The 26,328-nt window shown below is 40.9% G+C and carries 19 protein-coding genes; 9 read left to right on the forward strand and 10 right to left on the reverse strand.

Going from position 1 to position 26,328, the window contains the following annotated elements:
* The 5 genes from HUW48_RS03965 to ispF all read right to left on the reverse strand — a co-directional run bounded on the left by HUW48_RS03965 (nt 1) and on the right by ispF (nt 5,479).
* Nucleotides 1–1,380, reverse strand: coding sequence for a LutB/LldF family L-lactate oxidation iron-sulfur protein (locus tag HUW48_RS03965; RefSeq protein ID WP_182414438.1), 1,380 nt, complete (start codon nt 1,378–1,380; stop codon nt 1–3).
* A gap of 240 nt (nt 1,381–1,620) precedes the next feature.
* Nucleotides 1,621–2,364, reverse strand: coding sequence for a subclass B1 metallo-beta-lactamase (gene bla, locus HUW48_RS03970; protein WP_182414439.1), 744 nt, complete (start codon nt 2,362–2,364; stop codon nt 1,621–1,623).
* A gap of 79 nt (nt 2,365–2,443) precedes the next feature.
* Nucleotides 2,444–2,911 carry a RidA family protein gene (locus HUW48_RS03975; RefSeq protein ID WP_182414440.1) on the reverse strand — a complete coding sequence of 156 codons (468 nt, stop codon included), beginning with the start codon at nt 2,909–2,911 and terminating at the stop codon, nt 2,444–2,446.
* Between the two features lie 131 nt (nt 2,912–3,042).
* Nucleotides 3,043–4,689 (reverse strand): M28 family peptidase, encoded by a 1,647-nt coding sequence (locus tag HUW48_RS03980; protein WP_182414441.1) that lies wholly within the window; start codon nt 4,687–4,689, stop codon nt 3,043–3,045.
* Nucleotides 4,690–4,999: 310 nt separating this feature from the next.
* On the reverse strand, nt 5,000–5,479 hold the full coding sequence (gene ispF / locus HUW48_RS03985) for a 2-C-methyl-D-erythritol 2,4-cyclodiphosphate synthase (protein ID WP_182414442.1): 480 nt from the start codon (nt 5,477–5,479) through the stop codon (nt 5,000–5,002).
* A 328-nt stretch (nt 5,480–5,807) separates the two neighbouring features.
* Between ispF and HUW48_RS03990 the strand changes: the two genes are divergently transcribed.
* Nucleotides 5,808–6,635, forward strand: coding sequence for a transposase (locus tag HUW48_RS03990; protein ID WP_182412169.1), 828 nt, complete (start codon nt 5,808–5,810; stop codon nt 6,633–6,635).
* A 65-nt stretch (nt 6,636–6,700) separates the two neighbouring features.
* Nucleotides 6,701–7,800, forward strand: a protein-coding gene (locus tag HUW48_RS03995; RefSeq protein WP_394368414.1) for an IS3 family transposase whose coding sequence is annotated in 2 segments (ribosomal slippage) — nt 6,701–6,962 and nt 6,962–7,800 — 1,101 coding nt in all. Because the reading frame shifts where the segments join, the coding sequence is not laid out codon by codon here.
* 120 nt (nt 7,801–7,920) lie between these two features.
* Here the strand turns inward: HUW48_RS03995 and HUW48_RS04000 are convergent.
* On the reverse strand, nt 7,921–9,390 hold the full coding sequence (locus tag HUW48_RS04000; RefSeq protein WP_182414443.1) for a nicotinate phosphoribosyltransferase: 1,470 nt from the start codon (nt 9,388–9,390) through the stop codon (nt 7,921–7,923).
* A 149-nt stretch (nt 9,391–9,539) separates the two neighbouring features.
* On the opposite strand from HUW48_RS04000, the gene HUW48_RS04005 reads away from it, so the two are divergent.
* Nucleotides 9,540–10,262 (forward strand): 3-keto-disaccharide hydrolase, encoded by a 723-nt coding sequence (locus HUW48_RS04005; RefSeq protein WP_182414444.1) that lies wholly within the window; start codon nt 9,540–9,542, stop codon nt 10,260–10,262.
* Nucleotides 10,263–10,313: 51 nt separating this feature from the next.
* Here the strand turns inward: HUW48_RS04005 and HUW48_RS04010 are convergent, their stop codons facing one another.
* A complete protein-coding gene (locus HUW48_RS04010; RefSeq protein ID WP_182414445.1) occupies nt 10,314–11,375 on the reverse strand; it encodes an LLM class flavin-dependent oxidoreductase in 1,062 nt (353 codons plus the stop codon).
* Nucleotides 11,376–11,945: 570 nt separating this feature from the next.
* On the opposite strand from HUW48_RS04010, the gene HUW48_RS04015 reads away from it, so the two are divergent.
* From HUW48_RS04015 to HUW48_RS04030, 4 genes are all read left to right on the forward strand, one after another.
* A complete protein-coding gene (locus HUW48_RS04015; protein WP_182414446.1) occupies nt 11,946–12,311 on the forward strand; it encodes a hypothetical protein in 366 nt (121 codons plus the stop codon).
* Nucleotides 12,312–12,408: 97 nt separating this feature from the next.
* The gene (locus HUW48_RS04020) at nt 12,409–12,768 is read left to right on the forward strand and encodes a response regulator (RefSeq protein ID WP_182414447.1); all 360 of its coding nucleotides are present in this window, start codon (nt 12,409–12,411) and stop codon (nt 12,766–12,768) included.
* A gap of 564 nt (nt 12,769–13,332) precedes the next feature.
* Complete coding sequence (locus HUW48_RS04025; RefSeq protein WP_182414448.1) at nt 13,333–16,488, forward strand: PQQ-dependent sugar dehydrogenase; 3,156 nt, start codon at nt 13,333–13,335, stop codon at nt 16,486–16,488.
* A gap of 101 nt (nt 16,489–16,589) precedes the next feature.
* Nucleotides 16,590–17,417, forward strand: a complete 828-nt coding sequence (locus HUW48_RS04030; RefSeq protein WP_182412169.1) for a transposase — start codon at nt 16,590–16,592, stop codon at nt 17,415–17,417.
* A 373-nt stretch (nt 17,418–17,790) separates the two neighbouring features.
* Here the strand turns inward: HUW48_RS04030 and HUW48_RS04035 are convergent, their stop codons facing one another.
* Entirely contained in the window at nt 17,791–18,435 is a 645-nt protein-coding gene (locus HUW48_RS04035; RefSeq protein WP_182414449.1) for an NAD(P)-dependent oxidoreductase, read from the reverse strand.
* Between the two features lie 399 nt (nt 18,436–18,834).
* Nucleotides 18,835–19,680: a sugar phosphate isomerase/epimerase family protein gene (locus HUW48_RS04040; protein WP_182414450.1), complete on the reverse strand. Its 846-nt coding sequence runs from the start codon at nt 19,678–19,680 to the stop codon at nt 18,835–18,837.
* Between the two features lie 328 nt (nt 19,681–20,008).
* On the opposite strand from HUW48_RS04040, the gene HUW48_RS04045 reads away from it, so the two are divergent.
* On the forward strand, nt 20,009–21,049 hold the full coding sequence (locus HUW48_RS04045; RefSeq protein WP_182414451.1) for a formylglycine-generating enzyme family protein: 1,041 nt from the start codon (nt 20,009–20,011) through the stop codon (nt 21,047–21,049).
* 104 nt (nt 21,050–21,153) lie between these two features.
* The gene (locus HUW48_RS04050; protein WP_182414452.1) at nt 21,154–22,503 is read left to right on the forward strand and encodes a Gfo/Idh/MocA family protein; all 1,350 of its coding nucleotides are present in this window, start codon (nt 21,154–21,156) and stop codon (nt 22,501–22,503) included.
* Nucleotides 22,504–23,370: 867 nt separating this feature from the next.
* On the opposite strand, the gene HUW48_RS04055 is transcribed toward HUW48_RS04050, so the two are convergent.
* Nucleotides 23,371–26,049 carry a cation-translocating P-type ATPase gene (locus HUW48_RS04055; RefSeq protein WP_182414453.1) on the reverse strand — a complete coding sequence of 893 codons (2,679 nt, stop codon included), beginning with the start codon at nt 26,047–26,049 and terminating at the stop codon, nt 23,371–23,373.
* Nucleotides 26,050–26,328 lie beyond the last annotated feature (279 nt).

Here is a 26,328-nt window from a genome sequence, read left to right on the forward strand (position 1 = left end):
CTATTTCTTCTTTTGATATTCTTTGTACAATTTTCCGAACGACTTGGGCGCTACTTGTAGAGGTTCGCGTTTGCGGCTCCAGGTATCTTTCAAAATCATACGTAAGGCCATATTCTTTAAACTTACCGGGACTAAATCCATCATGCGCCGGTTTTTCATCGCCTTCGTCCAGATTTTAAAGGTTAATTTTTCCTGGTTGTCGGCTAAACCTTCGGCTACGCTCTGCTGACGATTGAGCAACAATAACTCATGAATGTTAATTTTTACCGGGCACACCGACGTACAGGCACCGCACAACGAACTGGCGTAACTTAGGTGCTTATGCTCGGCCATGCCGTTATAATGCGGCGAAATAACCGAACCAATTGGGCCACTGTAAGTGGTTTCGTAAGTGTGGCCGCCAATGTTGCGGTACACCGGGCATACGTTTAAGCACGCGCCGCAGCGAATACAATTAAGTGCTTCTCTTTTGTCGGGTAAAGCCAGCAGATCGGTGCGGCCATTGTCGAGCAAAATGACGTACATTTCTTCTGGACCGTCTTTTTCTTGGGGCTGCCGCGGACCCGTGAAAATAGTATTGTAAACCGTAACGTTTTGCCCGGTGCCGCTGGTAGCCAGCAAAGGCCAAAATAAATCCAGGTCCATAATGCTGGGGATCATTTTCTCAATTCCTACAATAGCAATATGCGTTTTAGGAAAAGTGGTGGATAAACGGCCGTTACCTTCGTTCTCGGTTACTGCTACCCCGCCAATATCGGCAATCAGGTAATTGCCGCCGGTAATACCCACTTCGGCGGTCGTGTATTTATCGCGCAGTAAACGGCGGGCAGTTAGCACCAATTGCTGCGCATCGTCGGTAGGTTGAATTTTTAATTTTTTTACGAACAAGTCGGCAATATCTTTCTTCGACATGTGCATAGCCGGGGTAACAATATGGTAAGGCCGCTGCTCGGCCAGTTGCACAATGTATTCGCCCAAATCGGTTTCTACCGTTTCAATGCCGTTTTTTTCCAGAAACTCATTTAAATGAATTTCTTCGGTGGTCATGGATTTCGATTTTACCACGGATTTGGTGCGTTTCCGCTTCATTATCTGCCCAATTTCGCGCAGAGCTTCTTCCTTGTTTTGCGCCCAGATAACTTTGCCGCCCCGTTGCGTGAAGTTGTTTTCGAACTCAACCAGGTATTTATCCAGGTTGTTGATAACGTTGGTTTTTATATACGATGCCCGGTCGCGCGCTAGTTCGTGGTTGCGGTACTGCTGCAAGCCCTTTTTTACCGCCAGGTTATACTTGCCGATATTGTATTTTATAATTTGCCGGTGGTTCAGGTCAAACGCCTTGTTTTCTGAATCCAGCAAAAACTGTTTTATCTTTGTCAAAATGAGTATTCTTTTATTGTTAGATAATGAAGCTGGTAAGTAACCTAGCCTTAACTTTCCTTAAACGATAGAATAGCTAAGGTAAGCACGTAATAAAGGAAATGCAATATTTTTTAATGCCGTAATCTAAATATTAGTTTTACGTAATAAAGCCAGAATAAATACTTTTGCGGCGTTTTTCTTCCGTTTTATTTAAGAAAATTTTGGCACGAGGTACCCCGAACGAATAAAACCTATTCTTTACTTTTGAGCGAACAGATTAATGGTGTAATCGAGTAATTCGGTGCCGCCGGGTTTTCCGTGGCCAGGAATTATTAAAGTTAAATTTGAGTACTTTTCTTTTAATTTAGTAACCGTTACCGGCCAATTAGTAGTATTGGCATCTTCTAAATTTCCTTTTGTTGCACTTAACTCCTTAATCAAACAGCCGCCAAACATAATTTTTTCATCCGGAAAGTAGCCTATTATATTGTCTTTGGTATGTCCTTCGCCGAAATACTCTGCTATTACTTTTTTACCCCCAACCTTTAATTCTAAAAAATTACTAAATCCATTTTGCGGAACCATTAAGTTTTTCTCCTGAGCCGTTTTTACCGTTAAATTATTTGCGTACGATGGAATATTATGCTTATGAAACTCTTCTAACCCACCTAAACAATCCGAATGAAAGTGAGTGGGAATAATGGCTTTTACTTGACAATGCAGATCCTGTTCTACCCAATTGATTAATTCTAAAGAGGTTTTATTATCTGGTGGAGTATCAAAGATAATAGCTTCGTTTTTATTAAAAACAATCATACCATTACACGAAACTTTACCAAAGCTTTCGGTTTGCAGAAAGGAAGTGTGCTGGTAAACGTGCTCGGTAATTTGCTGAAGAGTTAAATTCTCGGTTTTAGTAATTTTGTTTGTTTCGCTTATTTTGGTGGAATGGCAGCCGAATAGTAATAAAGTAGAAATTAGAAATGGCAGGTATTTCAGCATACGGTTTAGCGCTTTATAGAGGAAAGTTAGTTGGAGGCGTTGAGTAACGAAAATAGTAAAATGCTTTTTAGCTGTGGTTTTAACCTGGTTCTATTTTAAGGGTGAACGTTGCCGTAAGCCCTACACAGAAATTTCGGGGTAGTTTGTGAACGCCAAATATTGCTCTGGAATGAATTCCTTTATCTCCTAAAATTTTAACGAATAAGTCGGAAGACCCATTTACCACTATGGGGGAATCGTCCCAATTGTCGCTGGCCTGGAAATAAGCATCGAAATGGTTGAGTCCAACAATTTGATTTAACCCGATTTTTTGATCTACCTGGGCTAATACATTTAGTGCGCAAAGTTCCATGGCTTTATAGCCTAACTCGGTAGATATTTCTTCTCCTAATCGACCCTGATACAGATATTCGCCGTTTTTAATCGGAAATTGAATAGCGATGTAAGCAATATTCCCCCGAATGTTAACGGAAGTATAACTTCCGCCCGGGGTAGATACTTCCGGCAACTCCAGATTCATTTTCGCAAGAGTCTCTTTTAAATTCACTTTTCTAATTTTGAAAATAGGTTTGGTTGGATTGGCTTACTAAGCATTAAAGCTCTCCTTAATATAAATGAAAAAGCCATTACTTGTTTAAAAGTAATGGCTTTAACTTAATAGAATAGCAGAAAGAAATTTTACTTTTTATTACTATCTACTTTTATCCGTTCGTCGCGGTTGGCTAGTTCCCAGGCAGTGTAAAATACCAGACGGCCAATTTTTTCTATTTTATCGAATAAAATTTTATCTACTTCGTCGGTTTCCTGGTGGTAATCGTCGTGAACGCCGTTAAAGTAAAAAGCTACCGGAATGTTGTTTTTAGCAAAATTATAATGGTCGGAGCGGTAATAAAACCGGTTAGGGTCTTCGGGGTCGTTAAAACGATAGTCTAACTTTAATTGCGTGTATTGCTTATTAGCGGCTTCGTTTATGGCATGCAACTCCGACGATAATTTATCGGAACCAATAACGTATACGTAATTTTTATCGTCGGCGTGTTCTTTATCCAGTCGCCCGATCATATCAATATTTAAATCTACTACCGTGTTTTCCAGGGGCAGTACCGGATGATCGGTGTAATATTCCGAACCTAATAAACCTTTTTCTTCGCCGGTTACCGTCATGAACAATACACTGCGCCGCGGACCAAAACCGTCTTTTTTTGCCTGAGCAAAAGCTTGGGCCAATTCCAGTACGGCAACGGTGCCGGAACCATCGTCGTCGGCGCCGTTGTATACTTTTCCGTTTTGCACCCCCACGTGATCGTAATGCGCAGTTACTACTACAATTTCGTCTTTTTTATCGGAGCCTTCTACCAAACCCAATACATTTTCGGTGGGCAATAACTCCCGCTTGCGGGCCAGCTTTACCTGAATGTTTTTTATGGGTTTAAACGGAGAGGTAATTGCTTGACCGGCTTTGCTAACCTGGCCGTGGTAATTAATTAAATTACGGGTAGTAGCATTTAGTAGGCGACCACCCATTTCCGGGCCAACGAAAATGCCGGCTACTTCGGGTGCATCAGGTTTTTCTTTGGGGAACTTTATCGAAGCGCGTTCGGCGGCGGCTTTAATCCGGGCTACGTACTGATCAAATTCGTCCTGGCTGGTACGGCTGCCAATTAAAATAATTGCTATTGCTCCTTTTTGAGCAGCTGTATTGCTTTTTCTTTTCCAGTCGGTAGACCATGCCGAAGGTTTACTGGTTTGCGTAATAATAGATTTTCCTTGGCGGTTGGTAGGCTCGCCAACAAACATAACGGCCACTTTACCGGTAACATCTACATTATTGTAATCGGTATAAGCAGAGTCTTCAATGCCGTAGCCTACAAATACAGTTTCCAGATTTTGTTCTGTACTAAAAGTAGGGTCGCCTTGTACGTAAAAATCAGTGAGAAAAGTAAAACGTTTGCCGTCAATGGTTACGTAGCCATCGTCCCAGGAAGTTTTTTCGAGGTTAAACGTTTGATAATACGGGTTATTTCCATCCTTTACCGGCCCAATTAACCCATCGGCTTTAAACTGGTTAGAAATATACTCAGCGGCCATTTTCTGGCCTTTTTCACCGGTTTCCCGGCCTTCGTATTCATCTGAAGCAATAGTAGTTAAATGTTTAGTTAAGTCGGCTACGGTAATAGTAGAGGCGTAGGTGGGAGCAGCCGCCCGTAATTTGGTAACATCCGTTAATGTTTCCTTTTCCGGAATAGTAGTGGTGGCTTTTTGCCGGGTACAGCTTCCGGCGAGTAATGTTGTTGCCAATGCAATGGCATACAGGTTTTTATTCATGAGGTTAGGTGCTGGTGGAAAATATACTAGGTATTACGGTTTAAATCAGGTTATAGATTATACGTTTCAAGTTTTAGAAAAGAAAAGCAATTATCTTTCTAATACAAGTATTTTAGGCAACAATTAGAGTAAAGAGTATCGGTCAAAAATAGTAGTAGTGCCTACTATAGTTTAATTATTTACTAAAGGGGATTAAGACTAATCAACTCTAATTGTAATGGTACGGCTCACTTATTAATAATGGGTTCTTACCTGCTGTTATTCAAGTAGTTTACTGGTATTAACGTTAAAACCATACGAGTAATTATAATCAGGCTTTATAAATTAATACTGTAGCATAAGCAGCCACGCCTTCTTTTTTTCCCACAAAACCTAATTTCTCGGTGGTAGTGGCTTTTATGGAAATATCTTCTTCCGGGATTTGCATTACTTCGGCCAGGCAGGTTTTCATGGCTGGTATATGCGGGTTTACTTTGGGCTCTTGCAGGCAAACCGTAGAATCAATATTACTTATCTCGTAACCGGCATTCCGGATCAATTTTAAAACTTCCCGAAGTAAGATTTTACTATCTATTCCTTTGTATTGGGGGTCGGTGTCCGAAAAATGGTAGCCAATATCACGCATATTAGCAGCTCCCAATAAAGCATCGCAAATAACATGAATAAGTACATCGGCATCCGAATGACCTAAAGCGCCATGCGTATGCGGAATTTTGATACCGCCTAACCAAAAATCAAGACTTTCGCGTAATTGGTGAACATCATAGCCGAAACCGGTTCTTATTTTCATAAAGAACAATTATTTATTTTTATTAAGCGAGGGCAAAATTAAGAAATGTTGGATGGAAGCCAGTAAAAATTTTATATTTCTTAGTTTGCCTTCATTTTAAAGTATTCTTGCCACGAAACGAAATCAGGTACAAAGACCGTTAACCAATGTCTAATTGCGGATTGATTTTACTTGTATTGTTGTAAGTAATGGATACAAGCATCAAGATATTAGACCTTTGTGTAATAAAATGATTGCTAAATAAGAAGTTGTTTAGAGTTTTAAAACTACCAAAGAAATAGGAGTGTAAAAGAGTTTGCAAAGACACTTTACACAAGTTCCTATTTCAATGGCAGTATTAAGCGAAGATAAAATAAATCGGTGGATAGTTCCATATTTGAGCCAAGGAAAGAGAGGCAGTAAATTACAAGTAGCACCAGCAGCCATTATTTCAGGTATTTTATATCGGTTGAAAACAGGCTGTCAATGGCGAGAGTTACCCCTAAAAGAAATATTTACTGGCCCAACCATTAGCTGGCAAGGCGTGTATCATCATTTTCGAAAGTGGGTAAATGATGGGAGTTTTAAGAATGTATGGCTTGGCCTACTAAAAAGCCAGCGTTGCTTACTAGATTTATCAGGTGTTCAGTTAGATGGTAGTCAGACTATCTGTAAGCAGGGAGGGGAATGCATTGGTTATCAAAACAGGAAAGCGGCCAATAGTTGCAATAGCCTGTTTTTAGCTGATAACAAAGGGCAGATGCTGGCTTGTAGTTTACCAGTATCAGGAGCCCACCATGACTTGTATGAGATTGAAGTAGTATTTAAAGAATTATGTAATTTATTGAAAGAAGCAGGTATTGAAACTAAAGGTTTATTCTTAAATGCCGATGCCGGATTTGATTCCCAAGCTTTTAGAAGTATATGTTCAGAAATGAAAATAGAAGCTAATATTGCCACTAATCCCAGGAATGGCCAAATCACGGATGAATATATTTATTTTGATGAACAACTCTTTAAGCAGAGAAATGCCATTGAAAGAGCTAACGCCTGGATGGACAGCTTCAAAGCTTTGCTCATTCGATTCGAAACCAAAGCACTACACTGGTTCGTGCTTATTTTAATTGCTTTCTCCGTCTTATTTATTCGTAAAATCCCTAATAAACCAAAACTCTAAATGTAAGCTTCCCCAAAAATAGAACTGTTCAGGAAGAGGAAAAAACTTAACTTAGAACAGTACTTATGAAAAGAAAGATCTTTAGTCCCCAACAAATTGCTAAAATTCTCAAGGAATTTGAGGATGGTAAAAGTGCGGCCGAGATTAGCCGAGAGCATGGAGTGAGTCAAGCGGCTTTTTACAAATGGCGGCAACGTTACAACGGTATGGATGCGACCGAGCTGAAGCGGCTCAAGGATTTAGAAGAAGAGAACCGGCGGTTGAAAGCCATGTATGCGGAACTAGCCTTAGACTTAAAATTAGCGAAGGAGATCATCGAAAAAAAGCTTTGAAGCCCTGCCAAAAGCGACAGCTGGTGGAAGAGGTTTACCAGCAACCACAAGCCGGCATCAGCAGGGCGTGCCGGGTATTGAGCTTAAGCAAGTCGGTTTACTATTATCAAGCTGTTAAAGAGGACCAACCGGTGGAAGAAGCTTTACGGCAGAAAGCCGAGCAGCATCCCCGAGAAGGTTTTTGGAAGGTCTATGTACGGTTACGTAAAGAAGGCCATCTTTGGAATCATAAACGGGTTTATCGCATCTACACCGCTTTGGGTTTAAACCTGCGTCGTAAAGCGAAAAAGCGTCTACCCGCCCGCATCCAACAGCCCCTGCAAGTACCGCAGACATTGAACTATACTTGGTCGATTGATTTTATGAGTGATGCTTTGCTGAACGGGCGAAAGTTCCGCTCTTTCCATGTGCTAGATGATTATAACCGGGAAATCTTGCATATTGAAGTGGACTTTTCTTTGAAAAGCAACCGGGTAGTTTGGGTACTGAATCACCTATTAAAGCGAAGAGAAAAACCAAAACAGATCCGAATGGATAACGGACCAGAGTTTGTGGCTAGCTTAATGAAGGAATGGAGTCAGGTCCAAGGGATAGAATTTAAATATATTCAACCCGGCAAGCCAACGCAAAACGCCTTTGTAGAACGGTTTAACGGTACCTTCCGCCGAAATGTACTTAATGCTTACTTATTTGAAAACCTGGAGGAAGTAAGAGAAATTACGGCGACTTGGCTCGAGGATTACAACCATAAAAGACCACATGATGCTTTGAATGGAATGGCTCCCGTTGAATATGCTAGAAAAAAGCAGCTTAGTAAAGTAGTATCACCTTAATTAGAATTTATAATTGTAACCAGTTCTAAAAACGGGAAGCTTACATAAACAAGTTCAAAGCAAAATAGGCGTCAGGTAGATTTATTTTGTCCTTTTATTAAAAGAAGAAAATAACTCTACTTATAATTTTTCGCCTTGCCGCAGTTGTAAGATAATCTCCATTTTTTGGTTATACAGATTTTCTTCCAGGCCAACCGGGTAAACGTGCGGATTTAAAAAGCGCCGGATAGTTTCGTGTAATTGTTGCACTTGTTGCTGGGCGTATTGTTGAATAGTGCGTAAATCCGGCGATTGATAAATAAGTTGCCCTTGTTGAAATACCGGCACAAGTAAGTCCTGGTAAGAAGTTTCTTTTGCTAGGGTTTTGCGGCGGGTTATATCATTCGGGTCGATTAGGGTAGAAGTAGCGGCGGTTTCTTCTGAATAGATCATATCTGCCAAAAAGCCTTTTTCGTTATAAAAGCGCCGTACTTGCTGAATGCCAGGGTTCGATATTTTAACTAATTGCTCCGATAGTTTTAATTTATATTCCCATTCTCCGGTAACAACGTTGCGCAGAGCGCCCAATTTATACACTCCGCCTAATGCGGGTTGATCGTAGGCGGTTACCAGTTTAGTGCCGATTCCCCAGGTATCAATACGGGCGCCTTGTCGTTTTAAACTTTCAATTAAATATTCGTCTAAATCGTTGCTGGCCACAATGGATACTCCCGGGAAACCTGCCTCGTCAAATAGTCGTCGTCCTTCTTTGCTCAGGTAAGCCAAATCCCCGGAATCCAGCCGGACGCCTTGTAATTCATGACCGCGCGCGCGTAAATCTTTGGCTACTGCTATTGCTTTTTTAATGCCGGCTACCGAGTTATACGTGTCTACTAAAAATACTGAATCATCCGGGAATACGTCGGCGTAGGCGGCAAAGGCATCTTGTTCTTCCGAAAAACTCATTACCCAACTGTGCGCGTGCGTGCCTTTTACCGGAATAGTAAACATTTTTCCGGCCAGCAAATTAGAGGTAGCCCCTACGCCCCCAATAAAGGCCGCTCGGGTAGCCGATAAAGCGCCATCAGGCCCTTGCGCCCGGCGCATACCAAATTCAATCACGCGATCTCCCTGGGCAGCTTCCACAATCCGGGCAGCTTTGGTGGCCACTAAAGTTTGAAAATTAATTACCGTGAGCAGGGGAGTTTCAACGAGCTGGCATTGCAAAATAGGTCCGGAAATGCGCAGTAAAGGTTCATTGGGAAATACTACGGTTCCTTCGGGTACAGCCGCTACGTCGCAGGTAAACTGCATTTGCTGTAAGTAATCCAGAAAGCCTTGTTCGAATAAAGGTTGGTTTTTACTGCTGCGTAAACTGCCCAGGTAAGCGGTGTCTTCGGGTGTAAATTTTAGATTTTGTAATATATCTATAGCATCGGCTAACCCCGCCATTACAGTATATCCGCCTTTAAATGGGTTTTTCCGGAAGAATAAATGAAATACTGCTTCCTGCTCGGCCATTCCTTTTTTCCAATACCCTTGCGCCATGGTTAATTGATATAAATCGGTGAGTAGAGCCAGTGATGAGCGGAAGCGATCGGATATATTCATTTTTAGGTTTAATATTGAAGAATGCTGGTTCGTACGATAGTTACTTAGGTTTGTTTACAAGTGCTAGCTTTGGAAAGAAGGTGAAATGCTACTTTCTATAAAAGATTAAATTATTTACTAAATATAAAGCTTAGAAGTAAAAAGCTGATTTGATTTGTCGTTTTACTTATTTTAAATTTCAGTCCGAAAGATGCATTCGGGTTAAGCTACTTTTTTCTTTTTTATCCATTAAAAATCTGAAACTTACATATAGTTTTCTGCTATTTGCCTTTAGTTTAGTAATTAATCCGAAGGTTTCGGCTCAAAATCTGCACGCCAATATAGATAAGCAAACTTTTACGAGCCTGTTTAACGGCCGAACCTTGGATGGCTGGCATATTATTCCGGGCGGTAATTGGCAGGTGATAAACGGTGCTATAGCCGGAACCAGCAGCAAAGACGAAAAACGCCATGGTTTACTCGTGAGCGATAAAGTGTACAAAGATTTTACCGTGAAGCTAAAATTTCGACCAATTACGGGTAACAGTGGTTTTTATTTCCGGTGCGAAGAGACAAATTCAGAAGTAGGCGTAAATGGATTTCAGGCCGAAATTGACCCGGAAAAAGATTCCGGTGGCTTGTACGAAACGGGCGGCCGCGAATGGGTAATACAACCAAAGCCGGAAGACGTAAAAAGATGGTTAAAACCCGGCCTTTGGAACGACATGACAGTTATTGCCCGGGGCGGCAACATTGTTGTTTTTATCAACGGCTACAAAACGGCCGCATTAAGCAACGATACCGGCCGCTCAGAAGGGCATTTAGCCTTACAACTACACGGGGGTATGGATATGAATGTTCTTTTTAAAGACATCCAGATTGCCGAAGAATAGGTTCTGTTACTAATTTACAGTAATAGAAAGTAAAAATTTTAATTCTTGTTATTAAGCGTAAAAGCCTGGTTCTGGTTTCCAGTTTAAAGTAGAACTAGGGCTGGGTAGTTCAAAAACTTGCGCTAATAACTCGTAGCTGCGAAGCCGATCGGCAAAGTCGTAAGTAATGGTTACAATTACCAGTTCGTCTACGTCGTATAACACGGCCATTTGAGTTAGTTTTTCTTTTACCTGCTCGGGGGTGCCGGCTACCATTCGTTGTCGGTTGTACTGGATGCGGGCAAGTTCCGCTTGGGTATATTGCTGGGCGGCGGCATCTTCGTAAGGAGGTACTCCGGCCCGGATACCTTTTTCAATCCGGAGCATGAGTAAATCCATTACCGCTTGTAGTTCTTGTGCTTTTTGGTCGGTATCGGCGCATAAAACAAAAACACTGGCGTTTGCTACGGGCACAGATAGGTTATCTGAAGCTTGAAACTGAGTACGGTAAGATTTTACTATTTCGGGACCTCCGTTGGGATTAATAAAATGAGCGAAAGAAAAGCCAAATCCAAAATGCGCGGCAAAAACTCCGCTTTGGCCACTGGAACTCAGCAGCCAAACAAATGGTACTGTTTCGGCGCTGGGAATAGCCTGAATGCGAACTAAGTCGGTGCCTGGTTCAAAGGTGTCGTTCAGATAATGCCCTAAATCGGTGAGTTGCTGAAAAAAGTCTTGTTCACTAAACGTGTTGTACGGATTCAAGGCTTGAGCTGTCAATCGATCAGAACCGGGAGCGCGGCCAATACCTAAATCAATCCGGCCCGGAAAAAGAGTTTCCAGCATCCGGAAGTTTTCGGCTACTTTTAAAGCACTGTAGTGCGGCAGCATAACGCCCCCCGCACCTACCCGAATGAATTGGGTTTTATTAGCTAAATGCGCCACTAATACCTCTGGAGTAGAACCGGCCAGGCCCCGGGTATTATGGTGTTCCGATACCCAGAACCGCGTATAACCTAGTTTATCGGCGACTTTCGCTAATTGAACAGTTTCCTGCAAAGCTTGGCGCGCGGTACCACTCTTCCGAATCGGCGATTGATCGAGCACACTCAACCGAATTGATTTAGCATTCATGGCGGTTCAACCCTTTATTTCTTTAAGGTTTGTAACGTTAAAATTTAAATCCTATTACTACTTTTCCAATAATTGTTGTGGAATATTCTGTGTTATCTGTTACAATTTATTAAAACTATGTTTTAAAAATAATTGGCATGTTGCACTGGTTTAATAATTGTTACGAAATGCCTTAAAACAAAGGAAGTTTTTAGTAGATGTCTTTTAACTGATTCATGTAAAAAGTTTTCTGGTATTACTCAACTTTGGCACAAGCAATTACTTTTCTAGGCAAGGTTAACAAACAAAAAAATACCCGTAATTTTTTATAATTACTAAATAGTACTTCTATTAATCTTATACTATACTAAAATTATTTATATTTATTAATTTTATAAATATTCTTATAAAATATCAGTTTGTATTTTGAATGGTAATGAACAAAAAGCTTCTTTAATTTGTATAGAGTTAAATTAATGCTAGTTAGATGGTAAGTTTTAGTTAAAGGAGTTATTTGGATTAACTTAATCTTTATTTTGTGATAGAACAATTGATTATATCATAATATTAATAATTCCAAGCCTCATTTACATGCCTGCATCTACTATTTTAAGTACTACTGGTTTTAAAACTGCTTCTTATCGCGAAGCTACTCCCAAAATACAAGCTATTTACGACGAAACCATCCAGGTTTTGAAATTACCTTTTGTACTAATGTGGTTCAATTGTACCATTAAAGAAAAAAATGAGGTAATTACTTCAATTGTAGAGTATCAGAAAGAAATTATAGAGCAAGTGACTCAGGAAATTGCGGCTAAAAACGCGTGGTTACCTGAAATTTCGGTATTAAAATCGCATCGCGTTCCTAAGCCGCTCAGCCAAATATTAGGTCTCATTACTGTGTTTAATTATCAAAACTCTTTACTCACCTCCAAAACGAGGTGTTGCCAAAGTTAAAAGTTTCATCGGCTTATGCAGACTTTGCTTTACAGGATATACAGGTTATAAAAAAGCCAATACTGATTTAATAGAACTAAAAGCTTAAAAATAGAATATGAAAAAGATTGTGCTGGTAGATGATATGGATATTTTTAATTTTATCATGAAAAAGGTAATATCTAACGTTAACCCTGGTCATCAGGTACACGATTTTACGAACAGCCAGCAAGCCTTGGAACAGTTAGAAGATCTAGAGCCAAACGTAATTTTTCTGGATTTAAATATGCCTGAAGTTAATGGTTGGGATTTCCTGGAAGATATGAAGGCCCGAAATTTACCGCACAAGGTATATATTCTTACCTCGTCCACGAGCGAACTGGACCGCCAGCGTTCTGAAAAGTATCAGAACGTAGTTAATTTCTTAACCAAACCAGTTGCTCAGGATAAAGTAGCCGAGATATTAAAAGAAGTTTAATTCCTGGTGATGGTTACTTTAGTGATTTTGAATTTTCTTCTGATCAGGAATTTATTAAACACCTTCTTCGGGTTCAGCTAACTATCTTATGACTAGAGTAGTGCTTAAAAGTTTAGGCAGGTGGATTGCAAAAAGTAAAAGACTTAGGTTAAATTAAACTAAGTATCTGGGCAAAATTAGTTTACTATACTGAGTGTTTGAACTGATGAAATATGCCATTGATATTCAATTGTTTATTAACAAAAAATCTAACATCTAATATCTAGATACTTATGTCTCTTTACCTAGTAACTAAGGGAAAATACATTCTTATTCTTAAAAGGATAGGAAGTAAAGGCTGCTGACAAAGCGGCCTTTGTTGTTTTTAGTAAATGTATTTGTTAAAACATAATCTAATTAGTAGCCGAAATAAAATTAGATAGCTACCAGTATTTTAACAATATAATACCATTGGCGCCTTACATTATTAAATAATCTGCCTAAATTACAAGCAATTTTATAATGCCTTAATCAAACTACATTTTCTTTAATATCAGCCTTATTATTTGTTAATTAATTTTTTCCATGTCCATTAAAATCCCTTTACGTAAACATTTTTTAACTAAAATTTGCGGGAGCTTTTTTTTCCTGGCTATTTATGCGTGTACCAATGTTGGGCACGAGAAGAAAGTATTAGTTTTTACCCCATCTAAAATTAACCCCGAAACGGCTACGGCCGGTGTTGCTGCTTTACAAGAATTAGGAACCGAATATAAATTTAAGGTAGATACAGCTTTTACTGCTTCTCGCCTTACCGAGGATTCTCTGAAGAACTATGCGGCAGTGGTATTATTAAATACCAACCCTGATGATCTAGGCCACAACCAGCAAATAGATTTAGAACGGTTTGAACAAGCGGGTGGTAAAGTTATTAAACCTGAGCCGGTAACCAGCCCTGAAAAATTTAAAGATCCGGCTTACCAGAAACAATTAGGCAACAATATTGAAACTGAAATTGCCAAAGCTGATAAACTCGATTATAGTAAAGTAACTACTGCTCGTGCGCCGGAAGAAAGTCGTTTTGTGCAAATGGTATTGGATCAAAATCTGGATGAGCCCATGCAAATGACCATCCTGGAGCAAGGTAAAGTATTATTTATTGAGCGCCGGGGTAATGTGAAGCTTTATGATCCGGCTAAAAAAGCAACCCGCGTTATTTCTAAATTTAACGTTCATACCGAAGGTAACTACGAAGATGGTTTGTTGGGCGTAACCAAGGACCCTAAATTTTCGGAGAACCATTGGGTATACTTTTATTACTCTCCGGAGGTAAAAGAATCAAAACAAAATCTTTCGCGCTTTACCATGATCGGCGACAGCCTGGATATGAAGTCGGAAACCCTGATTATGGAAGTGCCGGTACAACGCGAAACCTGCTGCCACTCGGCGGGCGGTTTAGTGTTTGGGCCAGAAGGTTACTTGTACATTTCTACCGGCGATAATACCAGCTCTAAAGAATCGGATGGTTTTTCGCCGTTGGATGAGCGTCCGGGCCGCGGTCCTTTCGATTCGCAGAAATCATCTGGTAATACCAACGATTTACGCGGCAAAATTTTGCGGATTATTCCTAAGCCTGAAGGTGGCTATGATATTCCGGAAGGCAACCTCTTCCCGAAAGGAACCCCTAAAACCCGGCCTGAAATTTACGTAATGGGTACCCGCAACGCGTTCCGGTTTACAATAGATGACAAAACTAAATACCTGTACTGGGGCGATGTAGGTCCGGATGGCGGTAGCGATGGTCCGCAAGGTCCGCGCAGCTACGACGAATTTAACCAGGCCCGCCAAGCGGGTAATTACGGCTGGCCTTATTTTGTGGCAGATAACAAAGCTTATTCCGACTGGGATTTTGCCACCAACAAACCCGGTCCGTTATTCGATCCGAACCGTCCGGTAAATAAATCGCCGAACAATACCGGTTTAGAAGTACTGCCACCTGCCCAAAAGCCAATGATGTGGTACCCTTACGATGTATCGAAAGAGTTCCCGTTCCTGGGTAAAGGTTCCCGTAGTGCTATGGCTGGTCCGGTGTATTACTCCGAAATGTACGGCGATAGCAAAAAGAAATTCCCGGCTTATTACGATGGCAAATTATTTATTTATGAGTGGGCCCGCAGTTGGGTAAAAGTAGCCAGCTTTAACTCCGATGGTACTTTAAACAAAGTAGAGCCTTTTCTGCCTAGCATGGAAGTGTTTAAACCCATTGACATGCAATTTGGCCCGGATGGTGCTATGTATTTATTGCAATACGGCGAAAATTACTTTGCCCGTAACCCCGATGCCCGCTTAGTGCGCATAGAATACACCGAAGGTAACCGCGCTCCGGTAGCTACTATTACTGCCGATAAACAAGTAGGAGCAGCCCCTTTGCAGGTAAAAGTATCTGCTAAAGAATCTTACGACTACGATAAAAAAGATAAATTAACCTACGAGTGGCGCCTAACCGAAGGTGGTGAGGTAGTATCACGCGATGCCGAGACTACTTTAAATTTTGATAAGCCAGGAGTATATAAACCCGAATTGACCGTGAAAGACGATAAAGGCGAAGTTACTACCACGCAAACCGAAATTAAAGTAGGGAACGAACCGCCGCAAGTAGCCATTGATATTACCGGTAATCGTTCGTTTTTCTTTGATAACAATACCTTTAACTATAAAGTAACTGCATCTGATAAAGAAGAAGGTACCGTAGGCCAAGGCATTGACCCTGCTCAGGTAATGCTTGCCTTTGATTATTTACCGCAAGGTAAAGACTACGCGCTTATTTCGGCGGCTTCTAAATCGGGTAACGTGGCTACTAAATTTTTAAAAGGTAAATCTTTAATTGATGGCAGCGATTGTAAATCGTGCCACGATTTAGAGAAAAAATCTATTGGGCCTAGCTATAAAGCCGTGGCGGAACGTTACGCAGCAGCCGGCGAAAACTCCGTTGGCTTCCTGGCCGAAAAAATTATTAAAGGTGGTAATGGTAATTGGGGCCACAGCCTAATGGCCGCCCATCCGCAGCACAGCAAAGCCGAAACTTCGGAAATGGTTCGTTACATTTTATCGCTGTCGGCTACTAATAATGCCGGTGGCAGCATGCCGTTGCAAGGTAAATTTACCACTAAAGAGCACATTGGTACCGGCGAAGAAGGTTCGTACATAATTACGGTTAGTTACCGCGATAAAGGCAATGAGTTTACCGGTCCGCTTACCGATCGTAAAACCTTGGTGTTGCGTCATCCTAAAGTTCAAGCCGAAGACTACGATGGCTATCAGCAAATTAATACGCAGCGTCCGCCAAATTCGGGTGGATTAGGTTACGTAGATAATATCCGGAATGGCTCCTGGATATCTTTTAAAAACATTGACCTAACTGGTATAGAAACGTTAACTTTCCGGGTAAATGCAAATGGTAACAGATATCCGGGTGGTACCATTGAAGTTCGCAGTGGCTCTGTAAACGGCCCGATAGTGGCTACCGCTACGGTTAAAACAACTAATATCGAAGGTAAAGGCCAGTTAATGTCTAACGACCCTCGCTGGACAGAAGTAGTTGCCTCTGTAACAAATGCTGGTACTAAGCCGCAGGATTTATACGTGGTGTTCCAGAATAATCAAAGCTCGAATCGTGATTTGTTCTTACTCGACTGGATTAACTTTGGTAACTTTAGTAAAAAAATCCTGGGTCGTAATTAAAAATAATTGCTAAATAAGAAGTTGTTTAGAGTTTTAAAACTACCAAAGAAATAGGAGTGTAAAAGAGTTTGCAAAGACACTTTACACAAGTTCCTATTTCAATGGCAGTATTAAGCGAAGATAAAATAAATCGGTGGATAGTTCCATATTTGAGCCAAGGAAAGAGAGGCAGTAAATTACAAGTAGCACCAGCAGCCATTATTTCAGGTATTTTATATCGGTTGAAAACAGGCTGTCAATGGCGAGAGTTACCCCTAAAAGAAATATTTACTGGCCCAACCATTAGCTGGCAAGGCGTGTATCATCATTTTCGAAAGTGGGTAAATGATGGGAGTTTTAAGAATGTATGGCTTGGCCTACTAAAAAGCCAGCGTTGCTTACTAGATTTATCAGGTGTTCAGTTAGATGGTAGTCAGACTATCTGTAAGCAGGGAGGGGAATGCATTGGTTATCAAAACAGGAAAGCGGCCAATAGTTGCAATAGCCTGTTTTTAGCTGATAACAAAGGGCAGATGCTGGCTTGTAGTTTACCAGTATCAGGAGCCCACCATGACTTGTATGAGATTGAAGTAGTATTTAAAGAATTATGTAATTTATTGAAAGAAGCAGGTATTGAAACTAAAGGTTTATTCTTAAATGCCGATGCCGGATTTGATTCCCAAGCTTTTAGAAGTATATGTTCAGAAATGAAAATAGAAGCTAATATTGCCACTAATCCCAGGAATGGCCAAATCACGGATGAATATATTTATTTTGATGAACAACTCTTTAAGCAGAGAAATGCCATTGAAAGAGCTAACGCCTGGATGGACAGCTTCAAAGCTTTGCTCATTCGATTCGAAACCAAAGCACTACACTGGTTCGTGCTTATTTTAATTGCTTTCTCCGTCTTATTTATTCGTAAAATCCCTAATAAACCAAAACTCTAAACAAGTTCTAAGTAAAAAGCCGCTGCCTAAAACAGGCAGCGGCTTTTTACTTATATTAGATTTTGGCAAAAAAGTAAAAAATCCTCCTTTGAAGAGATAGGGCTGTTAAGTTTTAATGAAATCCTGATTTCGCGAGTGTGTACGCTCGTGAAGATTATTCAGGAGGCTTCCGGCCGGCATCCATTCGCCTGTTTCTAGCGGCCAGACGATGAACAACACGAGCGTAGACGCTCGCGTTATAACAGCTTTTTTAGAACAGAACTTAATGTCCTACTTTTGAAAGGAGTAGGGGAGATGAAGCGGCTTAAAGGTTCAATTTGCGAAAATCCGGTTTTGAATAAATGCATTAACCAGGGAAGGTTAAACCTGAAACTTAACTATTAGCAATAAAAGGAGCTTGCCTCAGGTAAGTATCCGAATTCAACTGCTCAATTAAAAAACAGGCTAAGTCGGTAGCGCTAATCTTATCTCCTGGGCAATCTTCCATGCTGACTTTTATTTCCCTTCTTTCATCCGTTTGCTCAATTAAGGGTAATCGAACCAAGGTCCAATTTAGATTACTAGCCGATAAAATAGTATACTCTAATTGCTTATCCTGCGTACTTTTAGGATAATGGGTGTACATCCAATCGGTTGCGTATTGAGTTTTTGTGCCTTTTTTATCAAAGGGAGTGTTTACATTCAGACCAGTTATAAGTATGTACCGTTTAATTTGATGCGCCTGCATGGCACGTAATAGGTGGGTAGTAGCCTGGCTGAATAAGGTAGGTTCGCTGGGTGGCTGACCTAAGCCCAAAGTGCTGATTACTGCCTGACAGCCCGCCACTAAAGTATAAATACTTTCATAATCTTGGACATCGCCGGGTACAACTTCGATTAAAGGGTTTACTATGTTAAATTTTTCCGGGTTTCGGACGAGAGCTTTAAAAGGAATGCCTTGCGCAAGGAGTTGGTTAACCAGGTATTTTCCGGCTTTACCAGTGCCGCCTAATACGGCTATTTTTATTTTTGATTTCATGATTGCTTTATAAAATAGTAAATACAAAACTGTTTCGGGCCTTTTAGAAGAAAAGTCCGAAGTGACCAGAACTATTATAGTTCCTGGACAGGGAGTACTATTTTATTAAGCTGTTTTAATAGAACAAATCTATATTATTAACCCTAGTTTCCAAATACAATCCAATAAAAGCTTTCATAAAAAAACAGCCAACCTGGTAATTGAAGGTTGGCTGTTTAGATATTTGAAAACTGCTTAATTTCTATTTTATTAATGCTTCAGTTTATAATATTAAGTACCGAATAAAAATAAATCAATTTATAAGGTTATAATTTACACAATTACCTTATATAGGAGAAGATAAGAGGATATTAATCTTTGTCTAACATCCTGATAGTTGTGCTTTATTAAATTAGTGGATTATGCTTTTAACTTTTGCAGGTAGTTAAAATTATGTTTTACACTTTCCATCGGATCGCCGGAATATTCTTCCTGCTCAACAAAGTAGTATTTTAAACCCGATTTGTCGGCGTTCTGGAAAAGCTTGGCAATATCCAGGCTACCTTTTCCAAATTCGGTACTTACCGGCTCCTCCTTCTTCATGTCTTTTAAATGCCACAACGGAAAGCGACGGGGATACCGGGTAAAATAGTCAATCGGATCGTGACCGGTAGCTACTACCCAGCCTAAATCTAATTCCCAGGTTACTAAATTTGGATCTGTTTCGGCTAATAGTAGGTCGTACAATACTTTGCCTTCTACTTTCTCAAACTCGTACTCGTGGTTGTGGTAACCAAACTGGATTCCGGCTTTTTTACATTCTTCGCCGGCTTTATTAAATTGCTCAGCTATTTTTTGGTAATTACTAATAGTCTGGCCTTCAGTGGGCAACGAGGAACAAATTAAATATTGCTGACCCGTTTCGGCGGCATCGGCTACGGTTTTTTGCCAATCTTTATCCAGGTGCACGTGCCCGCTGCGTAGGTTCATGCCTAAGTCCTGAATAATTTTTTTAAATTCTTTAGGACCAAAGCCGTAGTAATTGCCTTTAGCACTACGAGCCGATTCTAACTCTTTATAGCCGATAGTGGCCAGTTTTTTAAGAGTGCCTTTTACGTCTGCTTCCAGTTCTTTCCGGACCGTGTATAACTGGATTCCGGCGTTTTTAGGCTTAGCCAGAGTGCCAGCATGGGTTAGAAAAGGAAGGGCAGTTGCTCCTAAAGCAACGGAGCCAGCTTGTTTCAAAAAATCCCGACGATTTATCATAAGTAATAGGTAAAGTAAATTTATGTTGGTAGATATAGATGCAATTGTTAAAGGTACAATAACCAGCCGATTGCTTTTACTTTATTAAAAGTAAATTTTTGTAAGTTACTAAAATTTTGGAGTATAGTTTAGCGAGATTTTGTTTGTATAATTTTTATAATAAATAACGGGAAGTCTTAATAATATTATAGCACTTGTGAATTATTATTGAAAATGTAAGAAATATTAAAAGTTTAAGAATGCTTACTGTTTAAATTACAATAAAAAAGGGTTAACTTCGATTGATTTTGTCAGCAACTGGCAGGTTATCAATGCCTTTTATTACAACATGAATTTACACAAAGTTATAACATCCGGCGCAGTAACCGTTTTCTTTTTGGTAGCTGCCGGGTTCACAAACAAACAATCTCCCGCAAATTCTACTATTCCTTCCTTTCAAGAAGATAAATTTGAGGCTTACCGCGAAACCATTCCAGGTACTAAGATTACCTTTGAGTTAGTACCTGTTAAAGGGGGCGAATTTATGATGGGTAGCCCAGCTACCGAAGCAAAACGCAAACCCGACGAAGGTCCGCAGCACAAAATAAAAATTGAGCCTTTCTGGATGGGTAAATACGAAGTAACCTGGGATGAGTTTGAGATTTTTGTGTACAAAGAAATTGAAAAACAGTCCATGAACGCGTCTTCCATGGCTGCAACGGGTCCTTCTGATGCCGTATCGCGGCCTAGTCCGCCGTACCTGGATATGACATTTGGGATGGGGAAAAGCGGCTTCCCGGCCATTAACATGACCCAGTTTGGGGCACTTACCTATTGCAAATGGCTTACTGCTAAAACCGGCCATTTTTATCGTTTGCCCACCGAAGCGGAGTGGGAATACGCCTGCCGGGCCGGATCTACTACCGCGTATTCTTTCGGCGATGATCCTGCCGGATTAGAGGAATACGGTTGGAACTTTAACAACAGCAACGCCGGTACTAAAAAGGTAGGTAGTAAAAAGCCTAATGCCTGGGGATTATATGATATGCACGGCAACGTAGCCGAGTGGACCCTGGACCAATACGATCCCAACTTTTACGCCCAATTTGCGAAAACAACAGCTACTAATCCTTGGTTAAAGCCAACTAAGTTATACGCCCATTCGCTCCGCGGCGGCTCCTGGGACGATGACCCGGATGCGCTTCGCAGTGCGGCCCGCCAGTTCTCGAAGCCCGTTTGGAAGCAACGCGATCCGCAAATTCCGAAAAGCCAATGGTGGTTTACCGATGCCTCTTTTGTTGGTTTCCGGGTGGTAAGACCGGTTAAACAGCCCTCCGCCGAAGAAATAGCCAAGTACTGGTCAGAACCCATTAAAGATTATGGCTCCTGATTAGAGTATAGGTAAGATAAATATTGAATTTAACTATTTTACTTATAACTTATTACCATTTAATTAACTGAGTAAATTATTCATAACTATAAATAGCTACTACCATGAGCGAAGAAAAAGACCTCAATACTACGTTTCCCCATCTTTCCCGGCGGGGTTTCTTTAAAGGCTCAGCGGCCCTTTTAGGGGGAGCGCTAATGAGTCAACTTCCGTTCGAAACCAATGCCTATGCCCGCTACGGTGCCGATGATACCATTAAAGTGGCGTTAATTGGTTGTGGAGGCCGGGGTACAGGTGCGGCCATTCAGGCATTGAGTACGCAAGGCAAAGTAAAGTTAGTAGCTATGGCCGATGCCTTCCGCGACCGCTTAGACGAAAGCTTTACCGCTATTTCTACTAAGTTTCCGGATAAAAGCCGGTTCGATGTTTCAGAAAAAAATAAGTTTGTGGGTTTTGATGCCTACAAAAAAGCAATTCCTTTAGCCGACGTAGTTATTCTGGCTACTCCTCCGGGTTTCCGTCCGATTCATTTCGAAGAAGCCGTGAATGCAGGCAAGCACATTTTCATGGAAAAACCAGTAGCTACCGATGCACCTGGAGTTCGGAAAGTATTAGCTGCTGCGGAAATAGCTAAAAAGAAAAATTTAAATGTGGTAGTAGGTTTACAGCGTCGTTACCAAAATGCCTACCTCGAAACCATTAAACGTATAAACGATGGCTCCATTGGTGATATAACCAGTGCCCAGGCCTATTGGCATAATGCCGGCGTATGGGTACGTCCCCGGAAACCAGAACAAACTGAAATGGAATACCAAATGCGCAACTGGTATTACTTTAACTGGCTGTGCGGCGACCATATTTTAGAGCAACATATTCATAATATTGACGTAGTAAATTGGGTAAAAGATGGTTATCCGGTATCAGCTCAGGGGATGGGCGGACGCCAGGTTCGTAATGGTAAAGACCACGGCGAAATTTATGACCACCACTACGTAGAGTTTACTTACGCGGATGGTACCATCTTTAACAGCCAATGCCGCCACCAGCCTGGTACTATGAACCGGGTAGAGGAAGTGTTTGTAGGAACAAAAGGACGTGCTACGCTCTCCGGCGATGGAAAAGGTATTGTTACTGACTTAAAAGGAGGTTCAATTTACAACCACCGTTCTAAAAACGACCCGGATCCGTATCAAACCGAACACGACAAATTATTTGCAGCCATCCGGAGCGGTAACGTTATTAATAATGCCGAATATGGCGCAAAAAGCACCATGACCGCGATTTTAGGCCGCAATGCTACTTATTCTGGCCAGGTTATTAAATGGGATGATGCTTTAAATACCCAATTAAGCATTATGCCGGAAAAATTTGCCTGGGATGCCCCAACACCTACTAAACCAGATGCGAACGGAAATTACCCAATTCCAACTCCAGGTGTTACCCGCGTTATCTAAGATTTATTCTTATACTTCAAACAGAAAAGCCTTCCCTCATCCGGAAGGCTTTTTTTTGCCAAAAGCTTTGCGCGCATATCCTTTTCACCGCAAAATAAACTGCCTGTGACAATAGAAAGATTATTCATCTTCGTAAGCATTACTACGCCTGTTAAATAAGTAAGAGCAAATAGCTAGTTTAAAGTAGAGAAACTCTATTTTTCGAGTTCTTGAGGAGGAAAATTTATAAAATTGTTTCCTCCTGAATAATTCAAATTTACTATTTGGATATTACTTGTTCTTCTAGCTAAATAATATTACCGCATAATTAAAAGAACCTTCGATAGTTCAAGACCGGCAGGTTTACAAACAGAATAGTCGGAAATAGAAGTTTAAAACAGTTTTATTCTAACTTCCGTTCTCCTGTAATATCTAACTAATTTAGAGTGACTGCCGCAGTGTTTTCTAGAAAGTTATAATATGTAATCTCCCCTACTACCAACCATCCGTTCTTATTTTCTGCCGGTTCGTTCCTGCCAGGAGTACAAAAGTAAAAGAAGTATGTATTACTTGGTTACAGTTCAGGCAGGTTTTCGATATTCCTGTTTTCAGTACCTACTGGGTTAGCTTCTTTATATTATACTCTTGTTGTAATTAGTAAATACTACCTGGTATTACTCTATTTGGGAAACTGCTTATGGAGGAAACTTGCTCTTTACTGGAAAGTAGTTAGTAAAGAGACAAATGAAATGATAGATGATAAGTGGGGAAAAGCTCCGCTCCTAAGTTTAGGAGGAGTAGGGGTGGTTGTTTTCCTACTTAAAGCTGCGCGTGAAAATGAATGTTTATTTTTGTCCAGGTACTTAGTTTTGGAATTTACTTTAGATTTTAAGCTGATTCTCTTTTACGGCGCTTTCGGTCTAAGGCAATTACAAAGAAAATGATACTTCCTGCCGCCAGCGAAATAAGTAAATCTTTGGCAGGTAAAGGCACCAGGCCAAAAAAGCTTTTCATAAAAGGAATGTAGATAACCGCCACTTGCAATAAAATGGTACTAATAACTACCAAAGTCATTAAAGGATTAGTAAATAGTGAAAAAGGAGAGTACGCAAACGACCGCAGGGAAATTGCCTGAAATACTTGAGCAAAACCTACTGTAGCAAAAATCATGGTTTGCCAGGTTAAATCATTTGGTTGTTGGGGATTGTAGTAAAATACAGCTAAGCCTAAAGTAATAGCCGCGATAACAATTCCGACAATACCTAATTGTAGAAAATCTCTTTTACTAAGCGCCCCTTTCTCCGGATTGCGAGGTGGCCGGTTCATAATACCTTCTTCAGCGGGTTCTGTTCCCAACCCTAGGCCCAATAAACCATCCGTTAGCAGATTCAACCATAAAAGCTGCAAAGGCCGGAGGGCGATGGTCATGCCGAAAAAAGGTGCCACCAGCATTATAATTACTTTCCCGATGTTACCGGCCAGGGAAAATTTAATAAACCGGCGCAGATTAGTAAATATTACCCTTCCTTCTTCTACCGCTGCCACAATAGTAGAGAAATTATCGTCTAGTAAAACCATATCGGCGGCTTCTTTGGCTACATCTGTGCCGGTTATACCCATAGCCACGCCAATGTCTGCTTTTTTTAAGGCGGGTGAGTCATTTACGCCATCGCCGGTCATAGCTACTACATGACCGGTTTTTTGCAGCGCCTCCACAATTTTTAACTTATCTTCCGGCGAAACCCGCGCGTAAACGGCAGTTTTAGCGGATAAGGTTTGCAGCTGATTTTCATTAATCTTTTGCAACATTTCTCCGGATACTGCTTCTGATTGAGAATTGAAATCTAAGGCAGTGGCAATAGCAGTAGCCGTTAAAGGATGGTCGCCTGTAATCATAACCGGCCGGATACCCGCAGCTTTACATTTGGCAACGGCCGATTTTACTTCTAACCGAGGTGGGTCAATCATGCCCATTAAACCAATAAAAGTCAGTTCTTTTTCCAGGTCAGTTGTATGAGCTTCGTCCAAGACCCGAAAGGCAAAACCTAAAACCCGGATTCCTTGCTGGGCTAAACGGGTATTGGCTTGTTTAACTCTTTTTTTCCACTCGTCCGTTAAAGGTACGCGGTTATTATTTACCCAGATAAATTCAGAAATATCTATAATCGAATCCGGCGCGCCTTTAGTAAATACTACCCGATCAGCCTTTTGCAAAAAGCTTAAACAGCCAGGTAAATTACCAACCGCCCGGTGAATAGTGGACATTTTTTTTCTAACGCTATCGAAGGGAATTTCATTAATCCGCGGAAATGTTTGATAGAGTTCTTGTTTGTATATATTTCTTTGAGCGCCGGCTACCAGCAAAGCAGTTTCGGTGGGGTCACCTAAAACTTTTTCTGAGTTGGGTTCATTACCATCTACTTCCAGCGTAGCATCATTGCACAAAACCGAAACAGCAAGGGTAAAATCGAGGGCAGTGGCAGTTTGTTGATTTACTATTTCTAAACCAGAATTCTTGAACTCAACCGTATTATCGGGTAAATCAACCACGGTTACGGTCATTTTATTTTGCGTAAGGGTACCGGTTTTATCGGAGCAGATTACGGTAACCGAACCGAGCGTTTCGACGGCGGGCAATTTGCGGATGAGCGCATTATGTTTGAGCATTCTTTGGCCGCCAATAGCAAGAGTAATGGTTACTACTGCTGGTAATCCTTCCGGAATAACGGCTACAGCTACGCTTACGGCGGTCAGGAACATTTCTGGCCAAGCTACGCCCTTTAATATGCCGGCCATAAAAATTATTAAGGCAGCTATAACTCCCACCAGAGCCAACAGTTTTCCTAATTTGTCTAGTTTTTCCTGCAACGGGGTTTTAGTGGTGGCAACGGCACTAATAAGATTGGCTATTTTCCCTAATTCTGTGGCCATTCCGGTAGCTACTGTAACGCCAATGCCTCGGCCGTAAGAAACAATAGTTCCCATGTAGGCCAGATTGGTGCGGTCGCCTAGGGGTAAGTTTTCTTTTACTATTGGTTTCGAAATTTTATCTACTGGCTCGGATTCTCCGGTTAAGGCTGCTTCTTGGATTTTCAGGTTAAAGGATTCCAGCAGGCGCAAATCGGCGGGAATAACATTTCCGGCTTCAAATTCTACTATATCTCCCGGAACCAATTCGGTGGCGGGTAGTTCTTTAACTACACCGTTGCGCCGTACTCTTACCGTTGGAACAACCAATTGATTAAGAGCCGCCATGGCATTTTCGGCTTGGTATTCCTGGAAAAAACCTAGTAAACCAAATAACAGAACAATGGCTAATATGGCTACTGCTTCCGTAGTTTTACCCAGAAACAGGGAGAGCAAGGCCGCCGCTATTAATATTAGTACCATTACTTCGGTAAACTGCTGAAAAAGCATTTTTATAGGGCTTTTTCGCTTGCTATCCATTAGCTTATTTGCTCCGTATTGTTGCAAACGCAGACTTGCTTCTTCCTCCGAAATACCTTTGGCCGAAGAACGAAGCGTTGTTAAAAGCTCTTCGGTTGTACTAGCATACCAACTCTCCATGGTAGAATCATTTAAAGAAAAGTGTAAGAAAATATTTTAGCTGAAATTGTATCGCTTATAACTACTTTCTTTTCCTATATTGCCAAGTTAAGGTATATTATTTTCAATCAATTAAAAGGCAAGTTTAAAAATATAAGCCAGAGTGCGCTGTATGTTTTTATTAATTTACTATATAATATTAAAGTAAATTGAGTTAGGCATGAGACTATTAACTATTCATGCAATACACAGGATAAACCCGATAAATTCTTTGCTATTCCTCCATTCATAATGCCGATA

The sequence above is a fragment of the Adhaeribacter radiodurans genome (assembly GCF_014075995.1).
GTDB classification, from domain to species: Bacteria; Bacteroidota; Bacteroidia; order Cytophagales; family Hymenobacteraceae; genus Adhaeribacter; species Adhaeribacter radiodurans.

Coding starts and splice junctions, on each gene's coding strand:
- bla (WP_182414439.1), bottom strand. CDS start 2,364: ATGCTGAAATACCTGCCATTTCTAATTTCTACTTTATTACTATTCGGC.
- HUW48_RS03980 (WP_182414441.1), bottom strand. CDS start 4,689: ATGAATAAAAACCTGTATGCCATTGCATTGGCAACAACATTACTCGCC.
- ispF (WP_182414442.1), bottom strand. CDS start 5,479: ATGAAAATAAGAACCGGTTTCGGCTATGATGTTCACCAATTACGCGAA.
- HUW48_RS03990 (WP_182412169.1), top strand. CDS start 5,808: ATGGCAGTATTAAGCGAAGATAAAATAAATCGGTGGATAGTTCCATAT.
- HUW48_RS04000 (WP_182414443.1), bottom strand. CDS start 9,390: ATGAATATATCCGATCGCTTCCGCTCATCACTGGCTCTACTCACCGAT.
- HUW48_RS04010 (WP_182414445.1), bottom strand. CDS start 11,375: ATGAATGCTAAATCAATTCGGTTGAGTGTGCTCGATCAATCGCCGATT.
- HUW48_RS04015 (WP_182414446.1), top strand. CDS start 11,946: ATGCCTGCATCTACTATTTTAAGTACTACTGGTTTTAAAACTGCTTCT.
- HUW48_RS04020 (WP_182414447.1), top strand. CDS start 12,409: ATGAAAAAGATTGTGCTGGTAGATGATATGGATATTTTTAATTTTATC.
- HUW48_RS04025 (WP_182414448.1), top strand. CDS start 13,333: ATGTCCATTAAAATCCCTTTACGTAAACATTTTTTAACTAAAATTTGC.
- HUW48_RS04030 (WP_182412169.1), top strand. CDS start 16,590: ATGGCAGTATTAAGCGAAGATAAAATAAATCGGTGGATAGTTCCATAT.
- HUW48_RS04035 (WP_182414449.1), bottom strand. CDS start 18,435: ATGAAATCAAAAATAAAAATAGCCGTATTAGGCGGCACTGGTAAAGCC.
- HUW48_RS04040 (WP_182414450.1), bottom strand. CDS start 19,680: ATGATAAATCGTCGGGATTTTTTGAAACAAGCTGGCTCCGTTGCTTTA.
- HUW48_RS04045 (WP_182414451.1), top strand. CDS start 20,009: ATGAATTTACACAAAGTTATAACATCCGGCGCAGTAACCGTTTTCTTT.
- HUW48_RS04050 (WP_182414452.1), top strand. CDS start 21,154: ATGAGCGAAGAAAAAGACCTCAATACTACGTTTCCCCATCTTTCCCGG.
- HUW48_RS04055 (WP_182414453.1), bottom strand. CDS start 26,049: ATGGAGAGTTGGTATGCTAGTACAACCGAAGAGCTTTTAACAACGCTT.